The sequence below is a fragment of the Streptomyces chiangmaiensis genome (assembly GCF_036281785.1).
In the GTDB taxonomy this organism is placed as follows: domain Bacteria; phylum Actinomycetota; class Actinomycetes; order Streptomycetales; family Streptomycetaceae; genus Streptomyces; species Streptomyces chiangmaiensis.
Genome location: NZ_JAYWVC010000070.1, coordinates 1 through 25,624, shown reverse-complemented (window position 1 = coordinate 25,624; position 25,624 = coordinate 1). Strand labels below are relative to the sequence as shown.

The following is a 25,624-nucleotide window of genomic DNA, read 5'->3' as shown; positions in this document are numbered from 1 at the left end:
GGACGTGAGCGAGAGCAGCGCCGAGGTGGTGGAGGCCGTCGCCGGCGCCACCGTCTCTGCCACCGGAAGCTGGCGCATCGCCGGCATCGCCGGCGCCGCGATAGGCGTGGTGGCCGCGGGCGCCGCCGCCGGTGTCGCCATAGAGCGGATGACGGTCGGCCGCGGCATGCGCCGCAAGGCCCGGCTCGCCCTCGACTCGGCGGGACCGTACGGCACTTTGCGCGGTGCCCCCGGCAAGGCGTACGCCGACGACGGCACCGCGTTGTACTACGAGATCGACGACGTCGAGCCGGAGGGCGGCCCCGCCCCGCGCCGACGCCGGCTCTTCGGGCGCAAGGCGCCGACGCCGGTGACCGTCGTCTTCAGCCACGGCTACTGCCTCAGCCAGGATTCCTGGCACTTCCAGCGGGCCGCGCTGCGCGGCGTCGTCCGAACCGTGTACTGGGACCAGCGCAGCCACGGCCGCTCCGCCCGTGGAATGGCCCAGGCCGAGGGCACGCCGGTCACCATCGACCAGCTCGGCCGCGATCTCAAGGCCGTGATAGACGCGGCCGCGCCCGAGGGGCCCATCGTGCTCGTCGGCCACTCCATGGGCGGCATGACGATCATGGCGCTCGCCGACCAGTACCCGGAGCTGATTCGCGACCGGGTCGTCGGTGTCGCGCTCGTCGGCACGTCGTCCGGACGGCTCGGCGAGGTGAACTTCGGGCTGCCCGTCGCGGGCGTCAACGCCGTGCGGCGCATCCTCCCCGGTGTGCTCAAGGCCCTGGGCCAGCAGGCCGAGCTGGTGGAGAGGGGGCGCAGGGCGACGGCCGACCTGTTCGCCGGGATCATCAAGCGGTACTCGTTCGCGTCCCGCGACGTCGACCCGGCCGTCGCGCGGTTCGCGGAGCGGATGATCGAGGGCACGCCGATCGACGTGGTCGCCGAGTTCTATCCGGCGTTCACCGACCACGACAAGACCGAGGCACTGGCCCGCTTTGCGGAGATACCCGTGCTCGTCCTCGCGGGCATTCAGGACCTGGTCACGCCCAGCGAGCACAGCGAGGCGATCGCCGGTCTGCTGCCGGATGCCGAACTGGTGCTCGTGCCGGACGCCGGTCACCTGGTGATGCTGGAGCACCCCGAGGTGGTCACAGACCGCCTCGCCGACCTCCTGATGCGCTCGGGAGCGGTCCCGGCAGGGGCTACCGTGGGTGGCTATGGAAGCACCAGCACCGTACAGCCCGGCTGAGGTCCCGATGCCGGGCGTCACCACCGAGTTCACCGTCACCTCCCCCGAACAGATGCGGGAGCTGGGGCGCCTTCTGGCCGAGCTGCTGCGCGGCGGCGACCTCGTGATGCTGAACGGCGAGCTGGGCGCGGGCAAGACCACGCTGACCCGCGGGCTCGGCGAGGGGCTCGGTGTGCGGGGTGCAGTGACCTCACCGACCTTCGTGATCGCCCGCGTGCACCCGTCCCTCGGGGACGGCCCCCCGCTGGTCCACGTGGACGCGTACCGCCTGGGCGGCGGCCTGGACGAGATGGAGGACCTCGACCTCGACGTCTCGCTGCCGGAGTCCGTCGTCGTCGTGGAGTGGGGCGAGGGCAAGGTCGAGGACCTCTCGGAGGACCGGCTGCACGTGGTCATCCACCGTGCCGTCGGAGACACGACCGACGAGGTGCGGCACGTGTCCCTCACGGGGTTCGGACGGCGCTGGGCGGGCGTGGATCTGACCGTGCTGTCGGCCTGAGAGCCGCCGCGGGGCTCCGCCGAAACTCCCGGGACACCCGTGCGCTCTTCGGGAGCGTCGCCTTCCGGGCGTCTGCGGCCGGGTGCGCGACTCCCCCCACTCCTTGCGGGGTGCACCAGGGGGGTGCCCGATGTCCCGACAACTCGTCGGCAAGATATTGCGCCGCAGGTACCGGGCATGGTCCCATGGACATCAGCTCATGGTTAGGTCTACCTAACCATGCCGCCCCCGCGACACCAGGAGGCGTCCATGCCGGCTTCAGAACGTGACGAGGCGCAGCCGCGCGTGGCGGCCGGAGCGGCCGGTGTGTCGATGCGGGACCTGCTGGCGGCGTGTGCCGCGGCGAAGGCGATCTCGACACCGCCGCGCGACCCCGCGCCGCGGGCGCCGCGCACGGCCCACGAGCCTCCGGAGCCGCGCAGGGCCGCATAGGCGGGGGTCGGCAGGGCGTGTTCCCCCGTGTGTGCCGCCGTTCGGTCACTTGACGACGACGACCTTCTGACCGCCCGTGGCGAACTCCCACATCGCCGTGCCGTCGGCACGGGATTCGCGGATGCCGCCCAGCTTCTTCGAGGCGTCGGGCTTGGGCGTGCTGCCGTCGACCGCCGCGCTGAAGCCGAACACCACTCCGTCGATCAGCGCGAAACGCACGATGTGCTCGACCGTCCTGCCGTCGGACCCGGTGCCCGCGGGGTCGCGCGAGGTCACCGCGTACGTGCCCGGCACCGGATCCACCGTCCCCGGCATCACCGTGAAGGTGCGCCGGACCTTGTTGCCCGTGCCGACCAGCCACACCCGGTCGTCACCGGTCGAGTACACGACCCGCTCGCCGGCGCCGGAGCCGGCGGGCAGCGGCGCCGGGTTCTTCTTGTCCTGCGGCGGCTTCGACGCCGTGGCCGAGGGCGACTTTTTCACCTGGGGCTTGCCCAGGGTGTCGGGCACATGCGCCGACGCCTGATAGGCGAGGAAACCGACCACGGCGATCGCCGCCGCGGTGAGCCCGGCCACGAATCCCGAGCTGCTCCTAGCCACCTGTGCCCACCTCTCGCCCCCGCACGCGGAAGCACCCGTCAAGCCGTGTCCGTCTCGTACGACTCACCGATTCGTTCACGGACCGACCGCGTCGTACTCCATTGCTGTGACGGTAGCAGCAGGCATCGCGCGGACCGGCTCGGCCGTACGCCGGGCGCGGGCGCCGTAGGCTGTTTGCGTGCTCTTGCTCGCTCTGGATACCGCCACCCCCGCCGTCACCGTCGCCCTGCACGACGGAACGTCCGTCGTCGCCTCGTCGAGCCAGGTGGACGCGCGTCGGCACGGGGAACTGCTGCTGCCCGCCGTCGACCGGGTCCTCGCCGAGGCGGGCACGCGGCTCGACGCCGTCACCGGCATCGTCGTCGGTGTGGGCCCCGGTCCGTACACCGGGCTGCGCGTCGGCCTGATGACCGCCGACACGTTCGGGCTCGCGCTCGGCGTGCCCGTGCACGGCGTGTGCACGCTCGACGGTCTCGCCTATGCCTCCGACCTCACCGTGCCGTTCGTGGTGGCCACGGACGCGCGCCGCAAGGAGGTCTACTGGGCGCGGTACGACGACTCCCGCATCCGCGTCACCGAACCCGCCGTCGCCCGGCCCGCGGAGATCGCGGAGGCGGTCGCCGGCCTGCCCGCCGTCGGGGCCGGGGCGCTGCTCTACCCGGGCACGTTCCCGCAGGCGCGGGAGCCCGAGCACGTCTCGGCGGCCGCGCTCGCGTCCCTGGCGGTGGAGAAGCTGGCCGCGGGTGAGGAACTGCCCGCCCCCCGACCGCTGTATCTGCGCCGCCCCGACGCGCAGGTGCCCAGGAACTACAAGGTGGTCACCCCCAAGTGACCGTGCCCGTGACGCCCACGCTGCGCGAGATGCGCTGGTGGGACATCGATGCCGTTCTGGAGCTGGAGAAGGACCTGTTCCCCGAGGACGCCTGGTCGCGGGGCATGTTCTGGTCCGAACTGGCGCACTCCCGGGGCGCGGAGGCGACCCGGCGCTATGTCGTGGCCGTGGAGGGCGAGCGCGTGGTCGGATACGCGGGACTGGCCGCCCAGGGCGACCTCGGCGACATCCAGACGATCGCCGTAGCCCGCGATCGCTGGGCCACGGGGCTCGGCGGCCGGCTCCTCACCGAGCTGCTGCGGGCCGCGACCGCGTTCGAGTGCGCCGAGGTGATGCTCGAGTGCCGGGTCGACAACGTGCGCGCCCAGAAGCTCTACGAGCGCTACGGCTTCGAACCCATCGGCTTCCGGCGCGGCTACTACCAGCCGGGGAACGTGGACGCCCTGGTGATGCGGCTCAGCACAGCGCCCGACGGCGGTTCCGCTGCGGGCAACTCCTCAGTACAAGGAACCGAGAACAATGGCTGACGAACCCCTGGTCCTGGGGATCGAGACCTCGTGCGACGAGACCGGCGTCGGCATCGTCCGTGGTACCACCCTCCTCGCCGACGCCGTCGCCTCCAGCGTCGACGAGCACGCACGCTTCGGCGGCGTCGTACCGGAAGTGGCTTCCCGGGCGCACCTCGAGGCCATGGTGCCGACGATCGAGCGCGCACTGAAGGAGGCGGGGGTGAGCGCGAGGGACCTGGACGGCATCGCGGTCACCGCAGGGCCCGGTCTCGCGGGGGCGCTGCTGGTCGGTGTCTCGGCGGCGAAGGCGTACGCGTACGCGCTGGGCAAGCCGCTCTACGGGGTCAACCACCTCGCCTCCCACATCTGCGTGGACCAGCTGGAACACGGTGCGCTGCCGGAGCCGACGATGGCGCTGCTGGTGAGCGGCGGGCACTCCTCGCTCCTGTTGTCCACGGACATCACCTCCGACGTGCGGCCGATGGGCGCGACCATCGACGACGCCGCGGGCGAGGCGTTCGACAAGATTGCGCGCGTGCTGGACCTCGGCTTCCCGGGCGGCCCGGTCATCGACCGGTACGCCAAGGAGGGCGACCCGGAGGCGATCGCGTTCCCGCGGGGTCTGACCGGTCCCCGCGACCCGGCGTACGACTTCTCCTTCTCCGGCCTGAAGACGGCCGTGGCCCGCTGGATCGAGGCCCGGCGCGCGGCGGGGGAGGAGGTGCCGGTGCGCGATGTGGCGGCCTCCTTCCAGGAGGCGGTCGTCGATGTGCTGACCCGCAAGGCTGTCCGGGCCTGCAAGGACGAGGGTGTCGACCATCTGATGATCGGCGGTGGGGTGGCGGCCAATTCGCGGCTGCGCGCGCTGGCCCAGGACCGCTGTGAGGCGGCCGGGATCCGGCTCAGGGTGCCCCGCCCCAAGCTGTGCACGGACAACGGAGCGATGGTCGCCTCGCTGGGCGCGGAGATGGTCGCCCGGGACCGGTCCGCGTCGGACTGGGACCTGTCGGCGGACTCGTCGCTGCCGGTGACGGATCCCCACGTGCCGGGCAACACGCAGTCCCACGACCACGTCCACGAGGTGAGCAAGGAGAACCTGTACTCGTGACCGTGGCGCTGATGTGGGAGGCACGGGCGGTCGCCGGCCGGGGCGAGGAGCTGTTGTCGTGGGCACGGGCCCAGCAGCTGACGCCTCCGCCCCTGCGCCGGGAGACGCTCCGCGCGCCTGAGGACCGCGTCCTCGTCATCACCTGGTGGGATGCGGACTACGCCGCCGACCTCCCCGAACTGCCTGAACCAGACGAGCAGTTGGTCACCCGGGCGGTGCACCGCTGGCGCTTCGAGTCGGTGGCCACCGCCTGACGGCGCACGGGCCTTCGCCCGTGCGACCTTAAGGTCGGGACTGTCCCGACCGCGGGCCTGCGGGCAGCTGAGCGGGCGGTGAGAAGCGTGAGATTTTCCGAGGGACGACGCACAGGTGTCCCTGCTCACATCGACGCGGGCCGCACCGGGGCGACGGTGGTGAGCATCCCGCGCGACACCCTGGTCACCCGCCCTCGTGCCCGGTCCGGGGCCTCGTTGTGCGTCCCTGACCTGCGCCGACGACCCCGGAAAAATTCCCCGAAAAAAATCCGCGGCTCGTGTCGATGCACGTCGTCCCCGTTCGACGCATGGGTGAGAGGCCGGGAAGGACCCGGCCGTTCCACCGAGGAGTCACCATGCCGCGTTATCTGTCGCTCGTGCGCATCGACGAGACCACCGCTCCCCCGGGGGGCCCGAGCCCCGAGCTGATGGAGCGCATGGGGGAGCTGATCGAGGAGGTCACCAAGGCCGGGGTGATGCTCGACACCGCTGGGCTGATGCCGACCGCCCAGGGCACCCGGGTGCACTGGGCGGGAGGAAAGATCTCCGTCACGGACGGTCCCTTCACCGAGTCCAAGGAGGTCATCGGCGGCTACGCGATCATGCAGTGCAAGGACATGGCCGAAGCGATCGAATGGGCCAAGCGGTTCGTGAAGGTGCACGAGGAGTACTGGACGATCACCTGTGAGGTCCGGGAGATCGCCGAGGGGTGAGCGCTCCTTGGCGCTCGGCCGCCGGGGGTGTTGCATGGTGGGCTGTGGAACAGCAGCCCACCGACTCCCCGCCCGTCGACGGCCCCGCCCGCGTGATCGAGACCGTCTTCCGGATGCAGTCGCCTCGTGTCATCGCCGGTGTCGCCCGGATCGTGCGCGACGTCGCCATCGCCGAGGAACTGGCGCAGGACGCGCTGGTCGCCGCCCTGGAGCGGCGAGGCCCGTGCGGAGTTCGAGCGCGCCGCCTCCCTCGCCGGCAACGAACGGGAGCGGGAACTGCTCCGCGCGCGTGCGGAGGACTGCCGCTAGGCCGGGCGCCCGAGCAGCATCGTCGGTGCGCCGGCCACCCGGGTCAGGAACACGGTCACGGCGTTCGGCCCGTGCGGCTTGGGCAGGACCTTGCGGCGCAGTTCCTCCGGCTCGACCGCCGAACCCCGCTTCTTGACGGTCAGGATCCCGACCTCGCGCTCCCGCAGCAGCGCCTTCAACCTCTTCACGTTGAACGGGAGCCGGTCGGTGATCTCGTAAGCCGTCGCGTAGGGCGAGTCGCGGTGCTCGTCCGCCGTCACATACGCGATCGTCTCGTCGATCAGACCGCCCTCCAGTTCGTCCGCCACCTCCGCCACCAGGTGCGCGCGGATCGCGGCTCCGTCCGGCTCGTAGAGGTAGCGGCCAAGGGGGCGTACGGGCGGGTCGGGCAGTGCGCGGCCGCGCAGCACGCGTGGGCCGGGCAGCAGGGTGGCCCGTACGAGCCCCGGCTGCGTGCCGAACCAGAGCACCGCCTCCTTCACATCGCCGCCGTCCGAGATCCACTCGGCCTCCGCACCGGCGGGCACCGCCTCGTGCGGGATGCCCGGCGCGACCTTGAGGGCGGCGTGCGGGGCCTTCAGGGCCGTCGCCACGGCCCAGGACAGCGGGGGCGAGTACGCCTCGGGGTCGAAGATCCGGCCGCGCCCGCCCCGCCGCGCAGGATCGACGAAGACGGCTTCGTACGAGGACACGTCCACGTCCGTGACGTCCGCCTCGCGCACCTCGATCAGCGCGGACAGGCCCAGCGCATCGGCGTTCGCCCGCGCCGCCGACGCCGTCAGCGGGTCCCGGTCCACGGCGAGGACCCGGATGCCTGCCCGGGCGAACGCGATCGCGTCGCCGCCGATGCCGCAGCACAGATCGGCGACCGAGGTCACACCGAGTTCCCGCAGCCGGCCCGCGCGGTGGACCGCGACGGTGGTCCTGGTGGACTGCTCGACGCCGTTCGCCGTGAAGAACATCCGCTCCGCGTCCGCGGCGCCGAACTTCGCCGCCGCCCGTTCGCGCAGCCGCGCCTGTGCGAGGGCCGCCGAGACCAGGTCGGCGGGGTGGTCGCGGCGCAACCGGGTCGCGACGGCCAGTTCCTGCGCCGGAGCGGTGCCGCGCACCTCGTCGAGAAGAGCACGGCCCTCGGGGGTGAGCAGGGAGGCGAAGGAGAGGTCGTTCACCCGGTCATTGTCGACCAGTCGGTGGACGGTGTGCGTCCGGCCGCGGTGTCGGCCGGTCGGGGGCGCCGGTCACTGGAAGGATCCGACACCATGCGGCTCGTACGACAAAACGACGAAAAGTGGGCCAGGTGCCCCTTGCGGCGTGCTGTTCCGGCAGCAAGGTGCACAAGCAGGGGTTCGGCGGATGCCGACATGATCCGGCGGTTCCTGAAGCAGGTGAGGGACGGGGGGTTCGCGGAGGCAGGCCCGGAGGACCACCTGTGAGGGCACGGCCGTGGCCGCGGGTGCTGCTCGCCGGGACGCTCGCCGCGGTCCTTCTGTCCGGCTGCGCCCAGTCCGTCGACCCGATCGAACGGCTGGGCAAGAAGGCGGCGCAGAAGGTGCACCGTCCGCACGGGGGATCGCAGCGGACGTACCGCCGGTGGGGCCTCCGCGCCCCGCTCGCCCCCGCGCCCCGGCCGGCCCGGCCCGCCGGCGGCTCAGGCCGGGCCGGGGGCGGGCTGCCCCCGGTGCTCGATCGCGTCCCCACCCATGACAAGGTCGTCTTCCTGACGTACGACGAAGACGTCGAGAACGATCCCCGGTTCGTGGACATGGTCCGTGAACTGCGGCTACCGGTCAGCGTGTTCCTCACGGACAGCGCCGCCGGGCGGGACGACGCGCGCGTCGCGCGTCTGCGGGCAGCCGGCGCGGCCATCCAGAACCACACCCTCGGCCACTTCACGCTGCGCGGCCGCCCCTACGGCGAGCAGCGCGCCGAGATCTGCGGACAGCGGGACCGGCTGAAGGCGCGCCTGGGGCTGCGCCCCCGACTGCTCCGCCCGCCCTACGGCACGTACGACCGCACGACGCTCCGTGCGGCCGCGGACTGCGGCGTCACGGCCGTGGTCCTGTGGCGCCCCGCACCGGAACCGCACGGCACGGGCGCGCCCCTGCAACCGGGCGACATCGTCCGCCCCCACGAGGCGGGCCGCCCCCCCACCTCCCTGTCCGCGGAGACGACCCGTCTCCTGCGTCGCATCCAGGCAAGGGGGTTCACGGTGGCCCGACTGGAGGACTATCTGTAGCGCGGGGCGGGCGTCCGGGTCGTCTCCCGGTGGCCACCCACCTGCGCGCGGCCCGCCGCCCCGGTCCGTCCGTGGTCGAGGGCAAGGCCGTCGAGGCCGATGATGGAGGGTGCCTCCCACGGGCGGTCGTCCCATCTCAGGGTGCGGAACGAACCCCGGGCCCACCCCGTCTCCGGCGCCGCGCCGCGACCGACTGGCACTCCGCTTGACCGAGTGCTAATCGCGGTCATAGTCTCGGCTCTGGCACTCGCCAGTGAGGAGTGCCAACAAAGCGACGGGCAGGTCCGGCACCCGCGACGACGGATCCACCTGGTCGCCACCTCAGACAGTTAACCCCGTGAGATCTCCGAAGGGGGAGGTCGGATCGTGACGACCACCAGCTCCAAGGTTGCCATCAAGCCGCTCGAGGACCGCATCGTGGTCCAGCCGCTGGATGCTGAGCAGACCACCGCCTCTGGCCTGGTCATCCCGGACACTGCCAAGGAGAAGCCCCAGGAGGGCGTCGTCCTGGCCGTGGGCCCGGGCCGCTTCGAGAACGGCGAGCGTCTTCCGCTCGACGTCAAGACCGGCGACATCGTGCTGTACAGCAAGTACGGCGGCACCGAGGTGAAGTACAACGGCGAGGAGTACCTCGTCCTCTCGGCTCGCGACGTGCTCGCGATCATCGAGAAGTAATTCACCGAAGCAGATTGCTTTGAACTGTGCCCCTGGCCCCCCGCGACCGATCATCAGCCGGGCGCCGGGGGCGCGGTTCGTTCTTCACCGCGATGACGGCCGTTCTTCGAGGGCTGCCGGGCATCGTATTCGAGAGGACTGAAACGCTCCATGGCGAAGATCCTGAAGTTCGACGAGGACGCCCGTCGCGCCCTCGAGCGCGGCGTCAACAAGCTTGCCGACACGGTCAAGGTGACGATCGGTCCCAGGGGCCGCAACGTCGTGATCGACAAGAAGTTCGGCGCGCCCACCATCACCAACGACGGTGTCACCATCGCCCGTGAGGTCGAGGTCGAGGACCCGTACGAGAACCTCGGCGCCCAGCTGGTGAAGGAGGTGGCGACCAAGACCAACGACATCGCGGGTGACGGTACGACCACCGCCACCGTGCTCGCCCAGGCGCTGGTGCGCGAGGGCCTGAAGAACGTCGCCGCGGGTGCCTCCCCGGCCGCCCTGAAGAAGGGCATCGACGCCGCCGTGGCCGCGGTCTCCGAGGACCTCCTCGCCACCGCCCGCCCGATCGACGAGAAGTCCGACATCGCCGCCGTCGCCGCGCTGTCCGCCCAGGACCAGCAGGTCGGCGAGCTGATCGCCGAGGCGATGGACAAGGTCGGCAAGGACGGCGTCATCACCGTCGAGGAGTCCAACACCTTCGGTCTCGAGCTGGACTTCACCGAGGGCATGGCGTTCGACAAGGGCTACCTGTCGCCGTACTTCGTGACGGACCAGGAGCGTATGGAGGCCGTCCTCGACGACCCGTACATCCTCATCAACCAGGGCAAGATCTCCTCCATCGCGGATCTGCTGCCGCTGCTGGAGAAGGTCATCCAGGCCGGCTCCTCCAAGCCGCTGCTGATCATCGCCGAGGACGTCGAGGGCGAGGCCCTGTCCACGCTCGTCGTGAACAAGATCCGCGGCACCTTCAACGCCGTCGCGGTGAAGGCCCCCGGCTTCGGCGACCGCCGCAAGGCGATGCTGCAGGACATGGCGGTCCTCACCGGCGCCACGGTCGTCTCCGAGGAGGTCGGCCTCAAGCTCGACCAGGTCGGCCTGGACGTGCTGGGCTCCGCCCGCCGCGTGACGGTCACCAAGGACGACACCACCATCGTCGACGGCGGAGGCAAGTCCGCGGACGTCACCGGCCGTATCGCCCAGATCAAGGCCGAGATCGAGACCACCGACTCCGACTGGGACCGCGAGAAGCTCCAGGAGCGCCTCGCCAAGCTGGCCGGCGGCGTGTGCGTGATCAAGGTCGGCGCCGCCACCGAGGTGGAGCTGAAGGAGAAGAAGCACCGTCTGGAGGACGCCATCTCCGCGACCCGCGCCGCGGTCGAGGAGGGCATCGTCTCCGGTGGTGGCTCCGCGCTGGTCCACGCCTCCAAGGTGCTGGACCGCGGCCTCGGCAAGCAGGGCGACGAGGCCACCGGTGTCGCCATCGTCCGCCGCGCGGTCGTCGAGCCGCTGCGCTGGATCGCCGAGAACGCCGGCCTCGAGGGCTACGTCATCGCCTCCAAGGTCGCCGACCTCGAGAAGGGCCAGGGCTACAACGCGGCCACCGGCGAGTACGGCGACCTGATCAAGGCCGGCGTCATCGACCCGGTCAAGGTCACCCGCTCCGCCCTGGAGAACGCCGCCTCCATCGCCTCCCTGCTGCTGACGACCGAGACCCTGGTCGTCGAGAAGAAGGAAGAGGAAGAGCCGGCCGCGGCCGGCCACGGCCACGGTCACGCCCACTGACGCGAGCCGACAAGCGGTACCGAGGCCCGGCACCCTCTGGGTGCCGGGCCTCGGCGCGTCGCTGCGGTTCCGGCGTGCGCGGGATCAGCGCTCCAGCGCGTCCAGCGCCCCGAGCTGTTCCATCAGCCCCAGCCGGTCGTACTGCCACCAGCCTTCGACGATCTTCCCGTCGACTCCGCACCGGAAGACGGTCGTACCGGTGATGGTGACGTCCCTGCCCGTGGCCGGGATGCCGAGGAACTCGCCCGTGTGGCGGCCGTTCCAGGTCCACCGGGTGCACACCTTGTCGCCCTCGGCGATCCGGTCCTCGACGGTGAACGCGAAGTCGAAGCCCGCCCGCCACTCCCGGATCTCACGCCGCATCGCGTCCATCCCGATGGTGTCCTGCTCGTTGGCGGGATCGTGGCCGTGGTAGTTCTCGGCAAGCAGCCCGTCGAGCGGCGGCAGATCGTCCTCGGCGGCGACGACTTCGAAGAACCGCCGTACGTTCGCCACGTACAACTGCTCGTCCCGCACCACTTCCAGGTCCGTGAAGACGGGCATCTCGTCGCAGAGGGCGATCATGTCGTGGAAGATCCGGTCGGTCTCCGGAAGGTTCGAGGTCCGCATCGCCTCTTCGTAGGAGGGGAACTCCACGATCTCGATGAAGTGTGAGCCGTCGGACCTGTCCTTGCCGATCAGACTGTGTGTGGCGCTCCGTCTGCCGCCGGTCTGCTCGAGCCATGTGTCCACGAGCCGGTTCATCTCGTCGAACCGGCTGGTCCTGCAATCGATGAGCTGCACGAATGTCATGACGCCGCCTCCGGCCCCCCTGGGTCCGGCAGATATGCCCATCCTCCCACCCGAGGGGTGGCGTCACCTCTCCCGCTGGGGCTCGCACATGCGGCGTCCCATGGCCGTGACCGGGTGCTACTGCGGTCCGTATCTGCGTCCCGTGCGCGAGGTGACCCCGCCCAGCAGTGCGCGCGGCGTCACCTTGACCACACCCATCAGTGCCTTGTACCGAGGGTCCGGAATGGACACCGTCCTGCCCCGGGCCAGGTCCGACAGGGCGGTGGCGACCACCCTGTCGGCGTCCAGCCACATCCAGCCCGGGATGTTGTCCGTACCCATGCCGGCGCGCTCGTGGAACTCCGTGCGCACAAAGCCCGGGCACAGCGCCATCAGCCGTACGCCGGACCCAGCCAGGTCCCGCGCCGCGCCCTGTGTGAACTGCACGACCCACGCCTTGGACGCGCCGTACGTGCCGCGCGGGACGAACGCCGCCACCGAGGCCACATTGACGATCCCGCCGCGGCCCCGCGTGCCCATCGACTCCGCCGCCGCGCTCGTCAGCCGGAGCACGGCCTCGCAGTGCACCTTGAGCATCCGCAGCTCGTCCGCCATGGGTACGTCGAGATAACGGCCCTTGTTGCCGAAGCCCGCGTTGTTGACGAGCAGGTCGACGGGGTTCTTCAGCTCGGACAGGCGCGCGGCCACCGCCTCGATGCCCTCGTCGGTGGCGAGGTCCGCGGTCAGCACCTCCGCCTCGATGCCGTGCCGGTCGTGCAACTCCGTCGCCTGTTCCCGCAGCCGCTTGGTGTCGCGCGCCACCAGGACGAGGTCGTGGCCGTCGGCGGCCAGCCGCCGTGCGAACGCGGCGCCGATGCCCGCGGTCGATCCCGTAATCAAAGCCGTTGTCATGCGCCAACGATAGTGACCCGGACTGATGGAGCCCGCCTGCCGGATGGGGCATTTCACCGGCTCCACCGCCAACGTGCCGACGTCCTCTGCTAGTTCCCTGCGGGGTGCTTGTGCATGTACCGACGCGCCGCCGCGGCGGTCTCCGGGTGCAGCGCGTCGCCCGCCGCCAACAGGTCCGGCAGCAGATGCCGTTCCGTGGTGGTCGCGCGGAACTGAAGGGCGACGGTGATGTCGTGGTGGGGCCGGTGCACGATCTCGATGGGGTCGCCCGCCCGTGTCTCACCCGGTTCGATCACGCGCAGATACGCACCGGGCGCCCCCCGGCGCGTGAACCGCCCGACCCAGCCCCTCTCGCCCAGATGCCCCTGGAAGGTCCGGCACGGAATCCGGCCGGAGGTCACCTCCAGCACCAGCTCGGAGCCGATGCGCCAGCGCTCGCCGATGCGAGCACCGGACACGTCGAGTCCCTCCGTGGTGAGGTTCTCGCCGAACGAGCCGTTCGGCAGTGTCCGGCCCAGCTCACGCTCCCACGCGTCCAGGTCCTCACGGGCGAACGCGTACACCGCCTGGTCGTCGCCGCCGTGATGCCGCAGGTCGCACACCGCGTCCCCGGCCACCCCGCTCGCGCCGGTCCCCTTGGGCCCGGGCGCGGTCACCCGCACCGGCCCGTCCACGGGCTGTTTGTCGATGCCGGTCACGCCCTGCGGCTGGTCGGTGTAGTCGACGGCCACGGGTCGGCCCAGGTTCAGTGACAGAAGCTTCATGACGGCACCGTAGGGGGCGAAAGGTCAAAGCGTCGACGCAGTATCTGCCGCCCTGTCCAAGATTCGCTTATGCTTCCAGGGTGATCGAGGCCCGACATCTCCGTGTGCTGCGCGCCGTGGCCGCCACCGGCTCCTTCTCCGCCGCGGGGCGCGAGCTGGGCTGCACCCAGCCCGCGGTCAGCCAGCAGATGAAGGCGCTCGAGGCGTCGGTCGGCACACCGCTGCTCGTCCGCAGCGGCCGCGAGATGCGTCTGACCCAGGCTGGTGAGGCGTTGGTACGGCACGCGGCCGGCATCCTCGCCGGGCTGACCGCCGCCGAGGAGGAGGTCGCCGCCATCGCCGGCCTGAGGGCCGGCCGGGTCCGCCTGGTCTCCTTCCCGAGCGGCAGTTCCACCCTCGTACCCACCGCGCTCGCCGCCCTGCGCGCCACGCACCCCGGCACCCGGGTCTCCCTGGAGGAGGCCGAGCCGCCCGAGTCCGTGGACACGCTGCGTGCGGGCGACTGCGACATCGCGCTGGCGTTCCGCTACAAAGGGGCCGAGGGCGCCGAGGAATTGGACGACCTCGTCGTCCGCCCGCTGCTTGTCGACCGGCTCGTCGGGCTCGTTCCCGAGGGGCACCGGCTGGGGCGCGCGAAGTCGGTTGCCATCGGCGAGCTCGCCGGGGAACCGTGGATCGCGGGCTGTCCGCGCTGCCGTGGGCAGCTGGTGCAGGCGTGCGAGAGCGCGGGTTTCACACCCCGTATCGACTTCGCGACCGACGACTATCCGGCGGTGGTCGGCCTGGTCGGCGCCGGTCTCGGCGTGGCTGTCCTTCCGCAGCTCGCGATCGAGTCCGTCCGCCCGAGGGGTGTGCGGCCGGTGACGCTGGAACCCGCGGTGCGGCGGGAGATCGTCGCGCTCACCCTGCCGGATCTGGCGCAGGTGCCTGCGGTGGCGGCGACGCTGGAGGAACTGACGCGGGCGGCCCGCCGATAGGACCGGATCCCCCCGGAAACGGAGCACGATCCCCCGGGAAGCGGTCCCGTGCGCTCCATCGCCTCGACGTCCCCCGTGCGTTTCATCGCCCCCCGGAACCGCCTCCAAGGGCGGCACCCACCCCAAAAAGGGCACACGTATGCGTACCCGTGGTGAAGAAACGTTCCTTCAGTTGTTCGAGGAAGCGGTGCCCCCACTGGTCGTGGAGGCCGGCACCAGCCGGTTCCGTGCCCGTCCCATGAGTTCTTCTCGCTCGTCCTCGGTCAGTCCGCCCCACACGCCGTACGGCTCGCGCACCGCCAGTGCGTGGGCCGCGCACTCCGCGCGTACGGGGCACCTCATGCAGACCTCCTTGGCCGAGTTCTCGCGAGCGCTCCGGGCCGCCCCTCGTTCACCCTCGGGATGGAAGAAGAGCGAACTGTCGACCCCACGGCAGGCCGCATGGAGCTGCCAGTCCCACAGATCCGCGTTCGGACCGGGAAGGCGGGAGAAATCTGCCATTGCGTGTCCCCTTGTTGCCGTTCTAGGCGGATATGTGTGTCCCCGACCGTACAACGACGATCTTAGGAGATGAAAATATGACTCATTGCGAATCTAGCCCCAGACACCAGCAAACGGGAAGAAAAGCGGCTAAATGGGGCATAGGTTGTGATGAAAGTTCGAGGGTCCGCCGCGCATGTCTGCACCGTGTCCGCGCCCTCACGTACAGTGCCGAAGATGGCTTGCTGCACCGTAACTCTTTCGAGTGACCATCGTTGAGAGTGCGGAGGCGGTTGAAAGAACAAGCGCTCGGGCAGGCGTCCGAGGGCGTCGACCGCACAGGTGACGATTCGTACCAGCCTGGAGGCTCAAGGTGACGCGCATCAGCTGCGGAGGGCGGTCATGACATCCGTCCTCGTCTGCGACGACTCCCCGCTTGCCCGAGAGGCGCTCCGCCGCGCGGTGGCGACCGTGCCCGGTGTCGAGCGCGTGACGACGGCGGCCAACGGCGAGGAAGTCCTCCGCCGTTGGGGGGCCGACCGTTCGGACCTGATTCTGATGGACGTACGCATGCCCGGTTTGGGCGGCGTCGAGACTGTGCGGCGTCTGCTGTCCGCCGACCCCGGTGCGCGCATCATCATGCTCACCGTCGCCGAGGACCTGGACGGCGTGGCGCTCGCGGTCGCCGCGGGCGCACGCGGTTATCTGCACAAGGACGCTTCGCGCGCCGAACTGCGGGCGACCGTCACACAGGCTCTCGCCGACCCGACCTGGCGGCTCGCGCCACGGCGGCTGCGCTCTGCCGAGATGGGTGCCGCGCCGACGCTCACCGCGCGTGAGATCCAGGTGCTCGAGGGGATGAGCCACGGCCGCTCCAACGCGGAGATCGGCCGCGAGCTCTTCCTCTCCGAGGACACCGTGAAGACGCATGCGCGGCGGCTGTTCAAGAAGCTCGGTGCCTCGGACCGCGCGCACGCGGTGGCGCTCGGCTTCCGGTGGGGCCTGGTCCGCTAAGTGGATCACCGCGGGGGTACGCAGATCCCCGCCTACCGCACGGTGGGCGGGGTTGGCAACACGGCCCGCCAGGTGCCCGCTGCTCGTTTCGCCGCGGATGCCGCATCCTTGGAGGTGTGGAGTTCCTCGGGGACGAGTCGATCGAGCGGGAGGGGAGGGCGCAGGAGATGAGTTCCGGCGCACCTGCTCATAACGCTTCGGTGCACAACTACGGACGCGGTGCCACGGACCGGACCACGTCGAGGCACCATGGACCGATGCGCGACGACGAGACAACGGTGATCGGTGCGCTCGTCCATCGTGCCGTCGACGGCGACGAGCAGGCGACCCATGACCTGCTCGCCCGCGTCCACCCGTTGGCTCTGCGCTACTGCCGTACGCGGCTGTCCCGACTGCCGGGAGACGCCCGGCACTTCGTCGAGGACCTGGCGCAGGAGGTCTGCGTCGCCGTGCTCCTCGCGCTGCCGCGCTACAAGGACACCGGGCGCCCCTTCGAGGCGTTCGTCTTCGCGATCGCCGCGCACAAGGTCGCGGACCTGCAGCGCGCGGCGATGCGGCATCCCGGCTCCACGGCGGTCCCTTCGGACGAGATGCCGGAGCGCCCGGACGACTCCCTCGGCCCCGAGGAACGGGCCCTGCTCAGCAGCGACGCCGAGTGGGCCAAGAAACTCCTGGCCAACCTGCCCGAGAACCAGCGCGAGCTGCTCCTGTTGCGCATCGCGGTGGGCTTGACCGCCGAGGAGACGGGGCAGATGTTGGGTATGTCACCGGGAGCGGTGAGGGTGGCCCAGCACAGGGCGCTGAGCAGACTGCGCGCACTCGCGGAGCAGTAGACACGGCTTCCTCCGCCGCGACGGCGATCGCCCCACGACGGTTGCGATCCGGCGGTGCCGAGCCCTATCGGCCGACCGCGGCAATCCGTACCCCGGCCCTCATATGAACAGGCGTCCCCTCGCTTCCGTACGAACACACGAAGCCGAGGGTCACTTCGAACCGTGGAATGAGAGAGCCATGCTTCCCGTTAGCATGGACATCCGCACCGATCAAGGCCATGTGGGGAAGGTGTCATGACTGCAAACGTCGACGGAGTGCCCGAGAAGTTCGCGACACTCGGGCTGACCTACGACGACGTGCTGCTGTTGCCCGGCGCGTCCGACATGGCGCCCGACGAGATCGACACCGCCTCGTACGTCTCCAGGAACGTCCGGGTCAACATCCCGCTGCTGTCCGCAGCCATGGACAAGGTCACCGAGTCACGCATGGCGATCGCGATGGCCCGCCAGGGCGGCGTCGGCGTGCTGCACCGCAATCTGTCCATCGAGGACCAGGCCAACCAGGTCGACCTCGTCAAGCGCTCCGAGTCCGGCATGGTGGCGAACCCCATCACCATCCACCCGGACGCCACGCTCGCCGAGGCGGACGCCCTGTGCGCGAAGTTCCGCATCAGTGGCGTCCCCGTCACCGACCCCGCCGGCAAGCTGCTCGGCATCGTCACCAACCGCGACATGGCCTTCGAGAGCGACCGCTCCCGCCGGGTCCGCGAGGTCATGACGCCGATGCCCCTGGTCACCGGCAAGGTCGGCATCACCGGCGACGAGGCCATGGAGCTGCTGCGCCGCCACAAGATCGAGAAGCTTCCGCTGGTCGACGACGCGGACGTCCTCAAGGGCCTGATCACGGTCAAGGACTTCGTGAAGGCCGAGAAGTACCCGAACGCCGCGAAGGACGCCGAGGGCCGCCTCATGGTCGGCGCCGCCGTGGGTGTCGCGGGTGACGCCTTCGAGCGTGCCCAGGCCATGATCGAGGCGGGCGTCGACTTCATCGTCGTCGACACCGCGCACGGCCACTCCCGGCTGGTCGGCGACATGGTCGCCAAGATCAAGTCGAACTCCTCGGGCGTCGACGTCATCGGCGGCAACATCGCCACCCGCGAGGGCGCCCAGGCGCTCATCGACTCCGGCGTGGACGGCATCAAGGTCGGCGTCGGCCCGGGCTCCATCTGCACCACCCGGGTGGTCGCCGGTATCGGCGTCCCTCAGGTCACGGCCATCTACGAGGCGTCACTCGCCGCCAAGGAGGCCGGCATCCCGGTCATCGGTGACGGTGGCCTGCAGTACTCGGGTGACATCGCGAAGGCCCTGGTCGCCGGCGCCGACACGGTGATGCTGGGCTCGCTCCTGGCCGGCTGCGAGGAGTCGCCCGGCGAGCTGCTCTTCATCAACGGCAAGCAGTTCAAGTCGTACCGCGGCATGGGGTCGCTGGGTGCGATGCAGTCCCGTGGTGACCGCAAGTCCTTCTCCAAGGACCGTTACTTCCAGGAGAGCATCGCCTCCGACGACGAGCTGATCCCTGAGGGCATCGAGGGCCAGGTGCCCTACCGGGGCCCGCTGTCCTCGGTCGTCCACCAGCTGGTCGGCGGTCTGCGCCAGTCGATGTTCTACGTCGGCGGCAGGACGGTGCCGGAACTCCAGGCGAAGGGCCAGTTCGTCCGAATCACGTCCGCGGGCCTGAAGGAGAGCCACCCGCACGACATCCAGATGACGGTCGAGGCGCCGAACTACAGCAACAAGAAGTGATCCACGCGCGCGTGGAGCGTGCGTAGAGCGCGGGTGAGACCGCGTCCGAGGGCGGTCCCGGAAGTTCCGGGGCCGCCCTCACCGTACGTCCGGGGCGCCCTCCGGCACGGCGGTCGGCGATACTGGAAGACGCTGAAACGCATCAGGGAAAGGCCACAGACGTGACTGAGATCGAGATCGGGCGCGGCAAGCGCGGCCGCCGGGCGTACGCCTTCGACGACATCGCCGTCGTCCCCAGCCGCCGTACGCGGGACCCGAAGGAGGTCTCGATCGCCTGGCAGATCGACGCCTACCGTTTCGAGCTGCCCTTCCTGGCCGCCCCCATGGACTCGGTCGTCTCTCCGGCCACCGCCATCCGCATCGGCGAGCTCGGTGGCCTCGGCGTGCTGAACCTCGAGGGCCTGTGGACGCGGTACGAGGACCCGCAGCCGCTGCTCGACGAGATCGCCGGACTGCCCGCCCACTCCGCGACCCGCCGCCTCCAGGAGATCTACGCCGCCCCCATCAAGGAGGAGCTGATCGGGCAGCGGATCAAGGAGGTGCGCGACTCCGGGGTGGTCACCGCGGCCGCGCTCTCCCCCCAGCGCACGGCCCAGTTCTCCAAGGCCGTCGTGGACGCGGGCGTGGACATCTTCGTCATCCGCGGTACGACGGTGTCGGCGGAACACGTCTCCCACTCGCACGAACCGCTGAACCTGAAGCAGTTCATCTACGAGCTCGACGTCCCGGTGATCGTCGGCGGCTGCGCCACCTACACCGCCGCTCTGCATCTGATGCGCACCGGTGCGGCCGGTGTGCTGGTCGGCTTCGGCGGCGGCGCCGCGCACACCACGCGCAACGTGCTCGGCATCCAGGTCCCCATGGCCACGGCGGTCGCGGACGTGGCGGCGGCCCGCCGCGACTACATGGACGAGTCGGGCGGCCGGTATGTGCACGTGATCGCGGACGGCGGCGTCGGCTGGTCCGGTGACCTGCCCAAGGCGATCGCCTGCGGTGCCGACTCCGTCATGATGGGCTCGCCGCTGGCGCGTGCCACGGACGCGCCCGGCAGGGGCCACCACTGGGGCATGGAGGCCGTCAACGAGGAACTGCCGCGCGGCAAGAAGGTCGACCTCGGCACGGTCGGCACGATCGAGGAGGTTCTCACGGGCCCGTCGCACACCCCGGACGGATCGATGAACTTCTTCGGCGCCCTGCGCCGCGCCATGGCCACGACCGGCTACAGCGAGCTGAAGGAGTTCCAGCGGGTCGAGGTGACGGTGGCGGACTCGCAGCACAAGCGGTGAGGTGACGCTGCGCTCGGCTTGAGCGGACGAGGGGCCTGGTTCATCCCGACGGGTGAACCGGGCCCCTTCGTGTGTTCAAGTGCCCGAGCGGGGGCACGTTGCGCCGCAGAGAGGCGCACGGTGGCCTTCGGGGCGAATGCGCGGGGACGGCCGTGCCGACCCGATGGTGTCCGTGTCCCCGGCGACCCTGTGGCGCCCCGCCTCTGCGTACGGTGCGGAAAGGCGCCGAGTGCCACCGACACCCGAAGCCGGGACACCGGGGCGCCCCCGCTCACAACCGATGCGCCGCCCCGGTGGGTGTGGCCCCCCGTGTGTCCAGCAGCAGTTGAGCCTTCACCGACAGGCCCTGGAGGTCGTAAGTGCGGTGTTGCTGGAGCAGGATCGTCAGGTCGGCGTCCGCTGCCGCCTCGTAGAGGGAGTCCGCGCGGGGGATCGGACGGTCGAGGACGCTCCAGGCGGGGACGTGCGGGTCGTGGTAGCTGACGGAAGCGCCCAGCTGCATCAGGCGCAGTGCGATCTCGTGCGCGGGGGACCCCTGCTGGTCGGCGAGGTCCGGCTTGTAGGTGACGCCCAGCAGCAGGACGCGGGCGCCACGGGCCGACTTGCCGTGCTCGTTCAGCAGGGTGGCGGCTCGCTGGACGACGTACTGGGGCATGTGGTTGTTGACCTGCTGCGCCAGTTCGACCATCCGCAGGGTGCGGCTGGTCAGCCCCGCCAGGTCCTGCGGGACGGCGTGGCCGCCGGTGCCGGGGCCGGGGCGGAAGGCCTGGAATCCGAACGGCTTGGTCTCCGCGCAGCGGATGACGTCCCACAGGTCGACGCCCAAGTCGTGGCAGAGCACCGCCATCTCGTTGACCAGGGCGATGTTGACCTGACGATAGTTCGTCTCCAGGACCTGTACGGTCTCCGCCTCGCGGGGCCCACGCGCGCGTACCACCTTGTCGGTGAGGCGCCCGTAGAAGGTGGCGGCGGACTCGGTGCAGGCGGGGGTGAGGCCGCCGATCACCTTGGGTGTGTTGGCGGCCCCGAAGTCGCGGTTGCCGGGGTCGACCCGGCTCGGCGAGTAGGCGAGGTGGAAGTCGCGTCCCGCGCGCAGACCGGAACCCTTCTCCAACAGGGGGCGCAGGAAACGCTCCGTGGTGCCGGGCGGCACCGGCGACTCCAGGATCACGGTGGTGTGCGGGCGCAGCCGTTCGGCGAGAGTGCGGGCGGCCGCCTCCACCTGGCCGAGGTCCATCGTGCCGTCGGGCCCGCGCTGGGCGGGCGCACAGATGACGGCAGTACGGACGCGGCCGAGTTCGGCGGGGTTGCTGGTCGGGCGGAATCCCCGCGAGAGCATACGGCGCAGTTCGGCGGCGGTGAGGGAACCGGCTTCGGGCCCCGTGCGGTAGCCGAGCGTGGAGAGGCCGGCGGCGACGGCGGCCTGGGCCAGGGGAAGGCCCAGATGGCCGAGTCCGATGACGGCGAGATCTGCGGGCATGGAGTGGGCCGTCCTTCCCAGTAGCCGAGTCGGAAGTGGTGGGCAAGCCGTGTGGACACAATGAGGGAGCGCAATGTCACACTAGGAGTAAATATGACCGATTTGCGGGATTGACGTGGCGCGTTTCCGTGAGTGTTGTCCACAGGCCGCGAGTGCGTGGTGGCCGAAGTCGGGCATCCCGGTCAGACTTTGGGCATGGGGAGATGAGGCCGGGCTTCGCCGGACGGGTGTGGCCAGCGCGACTGAGCGGGAGGCAGCGGTGAGGACAGGGACACTGGGGCCGGCGCAGCGCGCCGAGTCACTGGCGGCGATGGCCGAGCGCGAACTGGACGTGCTGGTGGTGGGCGGAGGTGTGGTCGGCGCGGGCACCGCGCTGGACGCCGTCACGCGCGGGCTGTCCACGGGCGTGGTGGAGGCGCGTGACTGGGCGTCCGGTACCTCCAGCCGGTCCAGCAAGCTCATACACGGCGGCCTGCGCTACCTGGAGATGCTCGACTTCGCGCTCGTGCGCGAGGCGCTGAAGGAGCGGGGGCTGCTGCTGGAGCGCCTGGCCCCGCACCTCGTGAAGCCGGTCCCCTTTCTGTATCCGCTGCAGCACAAGGGCTGGGAGCGGCTGTATGCGGGCTCCGGCGTCGCGCTCTACGACGCCATGTCGATGGCCCCTGGCCACGGCCGCGGGCTTCCTCTGCATCGTCACCTGACGCGCCGTCACGCGCTCCGCATCGCCCCCTGCCTGAAGAAGGACGCGCTGGTCGGCGCCCTGCAGTACTACGACGCGCAGATGGACGACGCCCGTTATGTGGCCACCCTGGTCCGCACGGCGGCCTGGTACGGGGCGAAAGTCGCCAATCGCGCCCGCGTGACGGGGTTCCTGCGCGAGGGCGAGCGGGTCGTCGGCGCCACGGTGCAGGACATGGAAGGGGGTGGGGAGTACCAGATCCGCGCCCATCAGATCGTCAACGCGACAGGGGTGTGGACCGACGACACGCAGGCGATGGTGGGCGAGCGGGGGCAGTTCCACGTACGGGCGTCCAAGGGAATCCATCTGGTCGTGCCGAAGGACCGGGTCAGCTCCTCGACCGGCCTGATCCTGCGGACCGAGAAGTCCGTCCTCTTCGTCATACCGTGGGGCCGGCACTGGATCATCGGGACGACCGACACCGACTGGAATCTGGACAAGGCGCACCCGGCGGCTTCCAGCGCGGACATCGACTATCTGCTGGAGCATGTGAACTCGGTCCTGGCGGTCCCGCTCACACGGGACGACGTGGAGGGCGTGTACGCGGGCCTCAGGCCCCTGCTCGCAGGGGAGTCGGACGCCACCAGCAAACTGTCCCGCGAGCACACCGTGGCCCATCCGGTGCCCGGGCTCGTGGTGGTGGCGGGCGGCAAGTACACCACCTACCGGGTGATGGCCAAGGACGCCGTCGACGAGGCGGTGCGCGGCCTCGACCGGAGGGTCGCCGAGTGCGTCACCGAGGACATCCCGCTCCTCGGTGCCGAGGGCTACCGGGCGCTGTGGAACGCGCGGGCGCGCATAGCGGAGCGCACGGGACTGCATGTGGTGCGGGTGGAGCACCTGTTGAACCGGTACGGGTCGCTGGCGGAGGAGGTGCTCGACCTGATCGTGACCGATCCTTCGCTGGGCGAACCGCTCCATGCGGCGGACGACTATCTGCGCGCGGAGGTCGTCTACGCCGCCTCGCACGAGGGCGCGCGGCACCTCGACGACGTGCTGACCCGACGGACGCGCATCTCGATCGAGACATTCGACCGCGGCACGCGCAGCGCCCGGGACGCGGCCGAGCTGATGGCTCCGGTGCTCGGGTGGGACCGGGACCAGATCGAACGCGAGGTCGAGCACTACGAGAAGCGGGTGCAGGCGGAACGGGAGTCGCAGCGCCAGCCCGACGACCTGACGGCGGATGCGGCGAGGCTGGGCGCACCGGACATCGTGCCGCTGTAGACGCGACACCACGCCGCCTCAGAAGCCGCGGGCAGGGTTTGCGTCTGCCCGGGCTGGATCATTGGAACGAGTGGTGCAGTCCAGGATCTCCGTTCGGAATCTGCTCGTTCTAGGAGGTGCGGGGGCAGAACTCGGTCGTGAGCAGGGCCCGTTCCAGTCCGGGGTCCGCGAATCCGTCCGTGTTCAGACGGAAGGTGAGGACGCGTCGGCCGTCGACGGTCGCCGCCGTGCGCACATAGCTGCCGGAGATCCGGCCGTCGTGTCCCCACACCGTCGTACCGCACGGCAGCTTCTGCGGAAACAGCCCCATGCCGTACGCGCCCTCTGTGGCGTGGGTGTCGAGCATCTCGCGCAGTTGGCGTGGGGGCAGCAGTGCGCCGCTCAGCAGGGCCGCGTAGAAGCGGTCGAGATCGGCGAGTGTGGTCACCAGCTCACCCGATGCGCCGGCCACGCGCGGGTCGAGGTCGGTGACGTCGGAACCGTCGGCGGCGTAGGCGCGGCCGTGCGGCGAGGGAAGGGTGGTGCGGGCGCCCGGAAAGGTCGTGCCCGTCAGACGGAGGGGAGCGATGATCCGGCGCTCGGCCTCGACGGCGTACGAATGACCGGTGACCTGCTGGACGATCATGCCGAGCACGACGTAGTTGGTGTTGGAGTACGAGAAGTGGCCCCGGGTGGCCGGAGGGTGGGTGAGCGCGATGCGTACGGCCTGAAGCGGGGGCAGGGGGACGACGGCCCTGGTGTCCCGGGTGAAGTCGGCCAGCCCGCTGGTGTGGGTGAGCAGGGCGCGCAGGGTCAGTGTGCTGCCGTCGTTGCCAGCGCCGCGTACCAGCCCCGGCAGATGGTCCTCCACCGAGTCCGACAGGGACAGCCGGTGCTCGGCTGCCAGCTTCAGCACCACCGTGGCGATGAAGGTCTTGGTGATGCTGCCGGCGCGGAAGTGATCGGCGCGGGTGATGCCGCGACCGGCGGATGCGAAGTGCGCGTCCGTCCCCTCCTGGGCCAGCAGCGCCGCGGCGGCCGGAGCCCGGGTGGCGGCGGCGAGCCGGGGGAGCACGAGGTCCGTCGGCGCCGGCTCGGGGGCCTGTGAGCCGGACGGGATGATCGCGAGCAGCGCCAGGCATACCGGTACGGCCAATAGGGTCCGGGTCCGGGGTGTCCGGCGCAGCGGCATCGGATTCCTTCCTTGTCGCGGCCCATCATGGGGGACGACCCTATGACGGGGTCGGGCAGGGTCCGCGCACCACCGGCTCCGGCCGCGGAGCAGGGGCGTGACGGCGGCCGCGCCGGGCACCGTGGCGCACCCCGAGGCCCCGACGGCGCGGTGTCCGCTCCCTAGGGACGTCCTCGGGCGCGGGCGAGCCGGGGGATCAGGGGGCACCCTGGGCGCTGGACGGTCCGTGCGTGAGGGACAATGGAGGCTCTGTCAGGGCGGGTTGCATGAGGGGACGCATGTCGGAGGCGGAGCGGGCGGGGACATCCCGTCAGGACAAGAGCGGACGTCTCCTCGCCGGGCGGTACCGGCTGGGGGATGTACTCGGCCGCGGCGGCATGGGCACGGTGTGGCGCGCCAAGGACGAGACCCTCGGCCGTACGGTCGCCGTGAAGGAGCTGCGGTTCCCCTCGAGCATCGACGAGGACGAGAAGCGCCGGCTCATCACGCGCACACTGCGGGAGGCCAAGGCGATCGCCCGCATCCGCAACAACGGCGCGGTGACCGTCTTCGACGTGGTCCACGAGGACGACCGGCCCTGGATCGTGATGGAGCTGATCGAGGGCAAGTCGCTCGCCGAGGTCATCCGCGAGGACGGCCTGCTGGAGCCGAAGCGGGCCGCGGAGGTCGGGCTCGCCATCCTCGACGTGCTGCGCGCCGCGCACCGCGAGGGCATCCTGCACCGCGACGTGAAGCCGTCGAACGTGCTGATCGCCGAGGACGGCCGGGTCGTCCTCACGGACTTCGGCATCGCGCAGGTCGAGGGCGACCCGTCCATCACCTCCACCGGCATGCTCGTCGGCGCGCCCTCCTACATCTCGCCGGAGCGGGCGCGCGGGCACAAGCCGGGCCCGGCGGCGGACCTGTGGTCGCTCGGCGGACTGCTGTACGCGGCGGTCGAGGGCCTGCCGCCCTACGACAAGGGATCGGCCATCGCCACGCTGACGGCGGTGATGACCGAGCCGGTCGAGGAGCCGAAGAACGCGGGCCCCCTGAAGAACGTCATCTACG

27 protein-coding genes are annotated in these 25,624 nt (G+C 70.7%); 19 read left to right on the top strand and 8 right to left on the bottom strand.

All coding sequences use genetic code 11. The features are described 5' to 3' along the window. Positions 1-4 precede the first annotated feature (4 nt). The 3 genes from VXC91_RS20930 to VXC91_RS20920 all read left to right on the top strand — a co-directional run bounded on the left by VXC91_RS20930 (position 5) and on the right by VXC91_RS20920 (position 2,165). Positions 5-1,234, top strand: a complete 1,230-nt coding sequence (locus VXC91_RS20930; RefSeq protein ID WP_329508823.1) for an alpha/beta fold hydrolase — start codon at positions 5-7, stop codon at positions 1,232-1,234. Beyond that, positions 1,203-1,733 (top strand): tRNA (adenosine(37)-N6)-threonylcarbamoyltransferase complex ATPase subunit type 1 TsaE, encoded by a 531-nt coding sequence (tsaE, locus tag VXC91_RS20925; RefSeq protein WP_329508822.1) that lies wholly within the window; start codon positions 1,203-1,205, stop codon positions 1,731-1,733. Before VXC91_RS20930 ends, tsaE begins: the two co-directional genes overlap by 32 nt. Positions 1,734-1,982: 249 nt before the next feature. Beyond that, the gene (locus VXC91_RS20920) at positions 1,983-2,165 is read left to right on the top strand and encodes a hypothetical protein (protein ID WP_329508821.1); all 183 of its coding nucleotides are present in this window, start codon (positions 1,983-1,985) and stop codon (positions 2,163-2,165) included. Positions 2,166-2,210: 45 nt separating this feature from the next. Here the strand turns inward: VXC91_RS20920 and VXC91_RS20915 are convergent, their stop codons facing one another. After that, on the bottom strand, positions 2,211-2,765 hold the full coding sequence (locus tag VXC91_RS20915; protein WP_329508820.1) for a hypothetical protein: 555 nt from the start codon (positions 2,763-2,765) through the stop codon (positions 2,211-2,213). A gap of 178 nt (positions 2,766-2,943) precedes the next feature. On the opposite strand from VXC91_RS20915, the gene tsaB reads away from it, so the two are divergent. The 6 genes from tsaB to VXC91_RS47025 all read left to right on the top strand — a co-directional run bounded on the left by tsaB (position 2,944) and on the right by VXC91_RS47025 (position 6,490). Continuing rightward, positions 2,944-3,597, top strand: coding sequence for a tRNA (adenosine(37)-N6)-threonylcarbamoyltransferase complex dimerization subunit type 1 TsaB (tsaB, locus tag VXC91_RS20910; protein ID WP_329508819.1), 654 nt, complete (start codon positions 2,944-2,946; stop codon positions 3,595-3,597). Next, positions 3,594-4,124, top strand: coding sequence for a ribosomal protein S18-alanine N-acetyltransferase (rimI, locus tag VXC91_RS20905; protein WP_329508818.1), 531 nt, complete (start codon positions 3,594-3,596; stop codon positions 4,122-4,124). The genes tsaB and rimI overlap by 4 nt, the downstream gene beginning before the upstream one ends. Further along, positions 4,117-5,214: a tRNA (adenosine(37)-N6)-threonylcarbamoyltransferase complex transferase subunit TsaD gene (tsaD, locus tag VXC91_RS20900; protein WP_329508817.1), complete on the top strand. Its 1,098-nt coding sequence runs from the start codon at positions 4,117-4,119 to the stop codon at positions 5,212-5,214. The genes rimI and tsaD overlap by 8 nt, the downstream gene beginning before the upstream one ends. After that, positions 5,211-5,468: a hypothetical protein gene (locus tag VXC91_RS20895; protein ID WP_329508816.1), complete on the top strand. Its 258-nt coding sequence runs from the start codon at positions 5,211-5,213 to the stop codon at positions 5,466-5,468. The genes tsaD and VXC91_RS20895 overlap by 4 nt, the downstream gene beginning before the upstream one ends. A 356-nt stretch (positions 5,469-5,824) precedes the next feature. Continuing rightward, positions 5,825-6,181, top strand: coding sequence for a YciI family protein (locus VXC91_RS20890; protein ID WP_329508815.1), 357 nt, complete (start codon positions 5,825-5,827; stop codon positions 6,179-6,181). 126 nt (positions 6,182-6,307) lie between these two features. Continuing rightward, complete coding sequence (locus VXC91_RS47025) at positions 6,308-6,490, top strand: hypothetical protein (protein ID WP_408057433.1); 183 nt, start codon at positions 6,308-6,310, stop codon at positions 6,488-6,490. On the opposite strand, the gene VXC91_RS20880 is transcribed toward VXC91_RS47025, so the two are convergent. Next, a complete protein-coding gene (locus VXC91_RS20880) occupies positions 6,487-7,659 on the bottom strand; it encodes a class I SAM-dependent methyltransferase (protein WP_329508814.1) in 1,173 nt (390 codons plus the stop codon). The two genes, VXC91_RS47025 and VXC91_RS20880, sit on opposite strands and share 4 nt — an antisense overlap. Before the next feature lie 260 nt (positions 7,660-7,919). Here VXC91_RS20880 and VXC91_RS20875 point away from each other — a divergent pair, with 260 nt between their 5' ends. The 3 genes from VXC91_RS20875 to groL all read left to right on the top strand — a co-directional run bounded on the left by VXC91_RS20875 (position 7,920) and on the right by groL (position 11,177). Further along, positions 7,920-8,726 (top strand): polysaccharide deacetylase family protein, encoded by an 807-nt coding sequence (locus tag VXC91_RS20875; protein WP_329508813.1) that lies wholly within the window; start codon positions 7,920-7,922, stop codon positions 8,724-8,726. Positions 8,727-9,092: 366 nt separating this feature from the next. Then, positions 9,093-9,401: a co-chaperone GroES gene (gene groES / locus VXC91_RS20870; protein ID WP_003998759.1), complete on the top strand. Its 309-nt coding sequence runs from the start codon at positions 9,093-9,095 to the stop codon at positions 9,399-9,401. Between the two features lie 150 nt (positions 9,402-9,551). Beyond that, complete coding sequence (gene groL, locus VXC91_RS20865) at positions 9,552-11,177, top strand: chaperonin GroEL (RefSeq protein WP_329508812.1); 1,626 nt, start codon at positions 9,552-9,554, stop codon at positions 11,175-11,177. A gap of 84 nt (positions 11,178-11,261) precedes the next feature. On the opposite strand, the gene VXC91_RS20860 is transcribed toward groL, so the two are convergent. The 3 genes from VXC91_RS20860 to VXC91_RS20850 all read right to left on the bottom strand — a co-directional run bounded on the left by VXC91_RS20860 (position 11,262) and on the right by VXC91_RS20850 (position 13,624). Then, positions 11,262-11,969: an ester cyclase gene (locus VXC91_RS20860; protein WP_329508811.1), complete on the bottom strand. Its 708-nt coding sequence runs from the start codon at positions 11,967-11,969 to the stop codon at positions 11,262-11,264. A 117-nt stretch (positions 11,970-12,086) separates the two neighbouring features. Continuing rightward, complete coding sequence (locus tag VXC91_RS20855; protein WP_329508810.1) at positions 12,087-12,860, bottom strand: SDR family NAD(P)-dependent oxidoreductase; 774 nt, start codon at positions 12,858-12,860, stop codon at positions 12,087-12,089. An 89-nt stretch (positions 12,861-12,949) separates the two neighbouring features. Then, complete coding sequence (locus VXC91_RS20850; RefSeq protein WP_329508809.1) at positions 12,950-13,624, bottom strand: MOSC domain-containing protein; 675 nt, start codon at positions 13,622-13,624, stop codon at positions 12,950-12,952. Between the two features lie 80 nt (positions 13,625-13,704). Between VXC91_RS20850 and VXC91_RS20845 the strand changes: the two genes are divergently transcribed. Next, the gene (locus VXC91_RS20845; RefSeq protein WP_329508808.1) at positions 13,705-14,601 is read left to right on the top strand and encodes a LysR family transcriptional regulator; all 897 of its coding nucleotides are present in this window, start codon (positions 13,705-13,707) and stop codon (positions 14,599-14,601) included. A 168-nt stretch (positions 14,602-14,769) separates the two neighbouring features. On the opposite strand, the gene VXC91_RS20840 is transcribed toward VXC91_RS20845, so the two are convergent. After that, positions 14,770-15,102 (bottom strand): WhiB family transcriptional regulator, encoded by a 333-nt coding sequence (locus tag VXC91_RS20840; protein ID WP_329508807.1) that lies wholly within the window; start codon positions 15,100-15,102, stop codon positions 14,770-14,772. Between the two features lie 381 nt (positions 15,103-15,483). Between VXC91_RS20840 and VXC91_RS20835 the strand changes: the two genes are divergently transcribed. The 4 genes from VXC91_RS20835 to VXC91_RS20820 all read left to right on the top strand — a co-directional run bounded on the left by VXC91_RS20835 (position 15,484) and on the right by VXC91_RS20820 (position 19,957). Continuing rightward, entirely contained in the window at positions 15,484-16,095 is a 612-nt protein-coding gene (locus tag VXC91_RS20835) for a response regulator transcription factor (protein WP_003948568.1), read from the top strand. 257 nt (positions 16,096-16,352) lie between these two features. Continuing rightward, positions 16,353-16,928 carry a sigma-70 family RNA polymerase sigma factor gene (locus VXC91_RS20830; RefSeq protein ID WP_030571403.1) on the top strand — a complete coding sequence of 192 codons (576 nt, stop codon included), beginning with the start codon at positions 16,353-16,355 and terminating at the stop codon, positions 16,926-16,928. A 234-nt stretch (positions 16,929-17,162) separates the two neighbouring features. After that, positions 17,163-18,671: an IMP dehydrogenase gene (gene guaB / locus VXC91_RS20825; protein ID WP_329508806.1), complete on the top strand. Its 1,509-nt coding sequence runs from the start codon at positions 17,163-17,165 to the stop codon at positions 18,669-18,671. Between the two features lie 161 nt (positions 18,672-18,832). Beyond that, the gene (locus tag VXC91_RS20820) at positions 18,833-19,957 is read left to right on the top strand and encodes a GuaB3 family IMP dehydrogenase-related protein (protein WP_329508805.1); all 1,125 of its coding nucleotides are present in this window, start codon (positions 18,833-18,835) and stop codon (positions 19,955-19,957) included. 271 nt (positions 19,958-20,228) lie between these two features. Here VXC91_RS20820 and VXC91_RS20815 read toward each other — a convergent pair whose 3' ends face one another. Then, positions 20,229-21,437, bottom strand: a complete 1,209-nt coding sequence (locus VXC91_RS20815) for a nucleotide sugar dehydrogenase (RefSeq protein WP_329508804.1) — start codon at positions 21,435-21,437, stop codon at positions 20,229-20,231. A 259-nt stretch (positions 21,438-21,696) separates the two neighbouring features. On the opposite strand from VXC91_RS20815, the gene VXC91_RS20810 reads away from it, so the two are divergent. Further along, complete coding sequence (locus tag VXC91_RS20810) at positions 21,697-23,403, top strand: glycerol-3-phosphate dehydrogenase/oxidase (protein ID WP_329508803.1); 1,707 nt, start codon at positions 21,697-21,699, stop codon at positions 23,401-23,403. A 109-nt stretch (positions 23,404-23,512) separates the two neighbouring features. Here the strand turns inward: VXC91_RS20810 and VXC91_RS20805 are convergent, their stop codons facing one another. Next, positions 23,513-24,574 carry a serine hydrolase domain-containing protein gene (locus tag VXC91_RS20805; RefSeq protein WP_329508802.1) on the bottom strand — a complete coding sequence of 354 codons (1,062 nt, stop codon included), beginning with the start codon at positions 24,572-24,574 and terminating at the stop codon, positions 23,513-23,515. Positions 24,575-24,852: 278 nt separating this feature from the next. On the opposite strand from VXC91_RS20805, the gene VXC91_RS20800 reads away from it, so the two are divergent. Next, positions 24,853-25,624 (top strand): serine/threonine-protein kinase (locus tag VXC91_RS20800; RefSeq protein WP_329508801.1); only part of this gene is annotated, 772 nt, incomplete at its 3' end.

What these genes read in the sequence shown, in the direction of transcription:
- tsaE (WP_329508822.1), top strand. Translation starts at nt 1,203, where the DNA reads ATGGAAGCACCAGCACCGTACAGCCCGGCTGAGGTCCCGATGCCGGGC.
- VXC91_RS20920 (WP_329508821.1), top strand. Translation starts at nt 1,983, where the DNA reads ATGCCGGCTTCAGAACGTGACGAGGCGCAGCCGCGCGTGGCGGCCGGA.
- tsaD (WP_329508817.1), top strand. Translation starts at nt 4,117, where the DNA reads ATGGCTGACGAACCCCTGGTCCTGGGGATCGAGACCTCGTGCGACGAG.
- VXC91_RS20890 (WP_329508815.1), top strand. Translation starts at nt 5,825, where the DNA reads ATGCCGCGTTATCTGTCGCTCGTGCGCATCGACGAGACCACCGCTCCC.
- groL (WP_329508812.1), top strand. Translation starts at nt 9,552, where the DNA reads ATGGCGAAGATCCTGAAGTTCGACGAGGACGCCCGTCGCGCCCTCGAG.
- VXC91_RS20860 (WP_329508811.1), bottom strand. Translation starts at nt 11,969, where the DNA reads ATGACATTCGTGCAGCTCATCGATTGCAGGACCAGCCGGTTCGACGAG.
- VXC91_RS20855 (WP_329508810.1), bottom strand. Translation starts at nt 12,860, where the DNA reads ATGACAACGGCTTTGATTACGGGATCGACCGCGGGCATCGGCGCCGCG.
- VXC91_RS20850 (WP_329508809.1), bottom strand. Translation starts at nt 13,624, where the DNA reads ATGAAGCTTCTGTCACTGAACCTGGGCCGACCCGTGGCCGTCGACTAC.
- VXC91_RS20840 (WP_329508807.1), bottom strand. Translation starts at nt 15,102, where the DNA reads ATGGCAGATTTCTCCCGCCTTCCCGGTCCGAACGCGGATCTGTGGGAC.
- VXC91_RS20835 (WP_003948568.1), top strand. Translation starts at nt 15,484, where the DNA reads ATGACATCCGTCCTCGTCTGCGACGACTCCCCGCTTGCCCGAGAGGCG.
- VXC91_RS20830 (WP_030571403.1), top strand. Translation starts at nt 16,353, where the DNA reads ATGCGCGACGACGAGACAACGGTGATCGGTGCGCTCGTCCATCGTGCC.
- guaB (WP_329508806.1), top strand. Translation starts at nt 17,163, where the DNA reads ATGACTGCAAACGTCGACGGAGTGCCCGAGAAGTTCGCGACACTCGGG.
- VXC91_RS20815 (WP_329508804.1), bottom strand. Translation starts at nt 21,437, where the DNA reads ATGCCCGCAGATCTCGCCGTCATCGGACTCGGCCATCTGGGCCTTCCC.
- VXC91_RS20805 (WP_329508802.1), bottom strand. Translation starts at nt 24,574, where the DNA reads ATGCCGCTGCGCCGGACACCCCGGACCCGGACCCTATTGGCCGTACCG.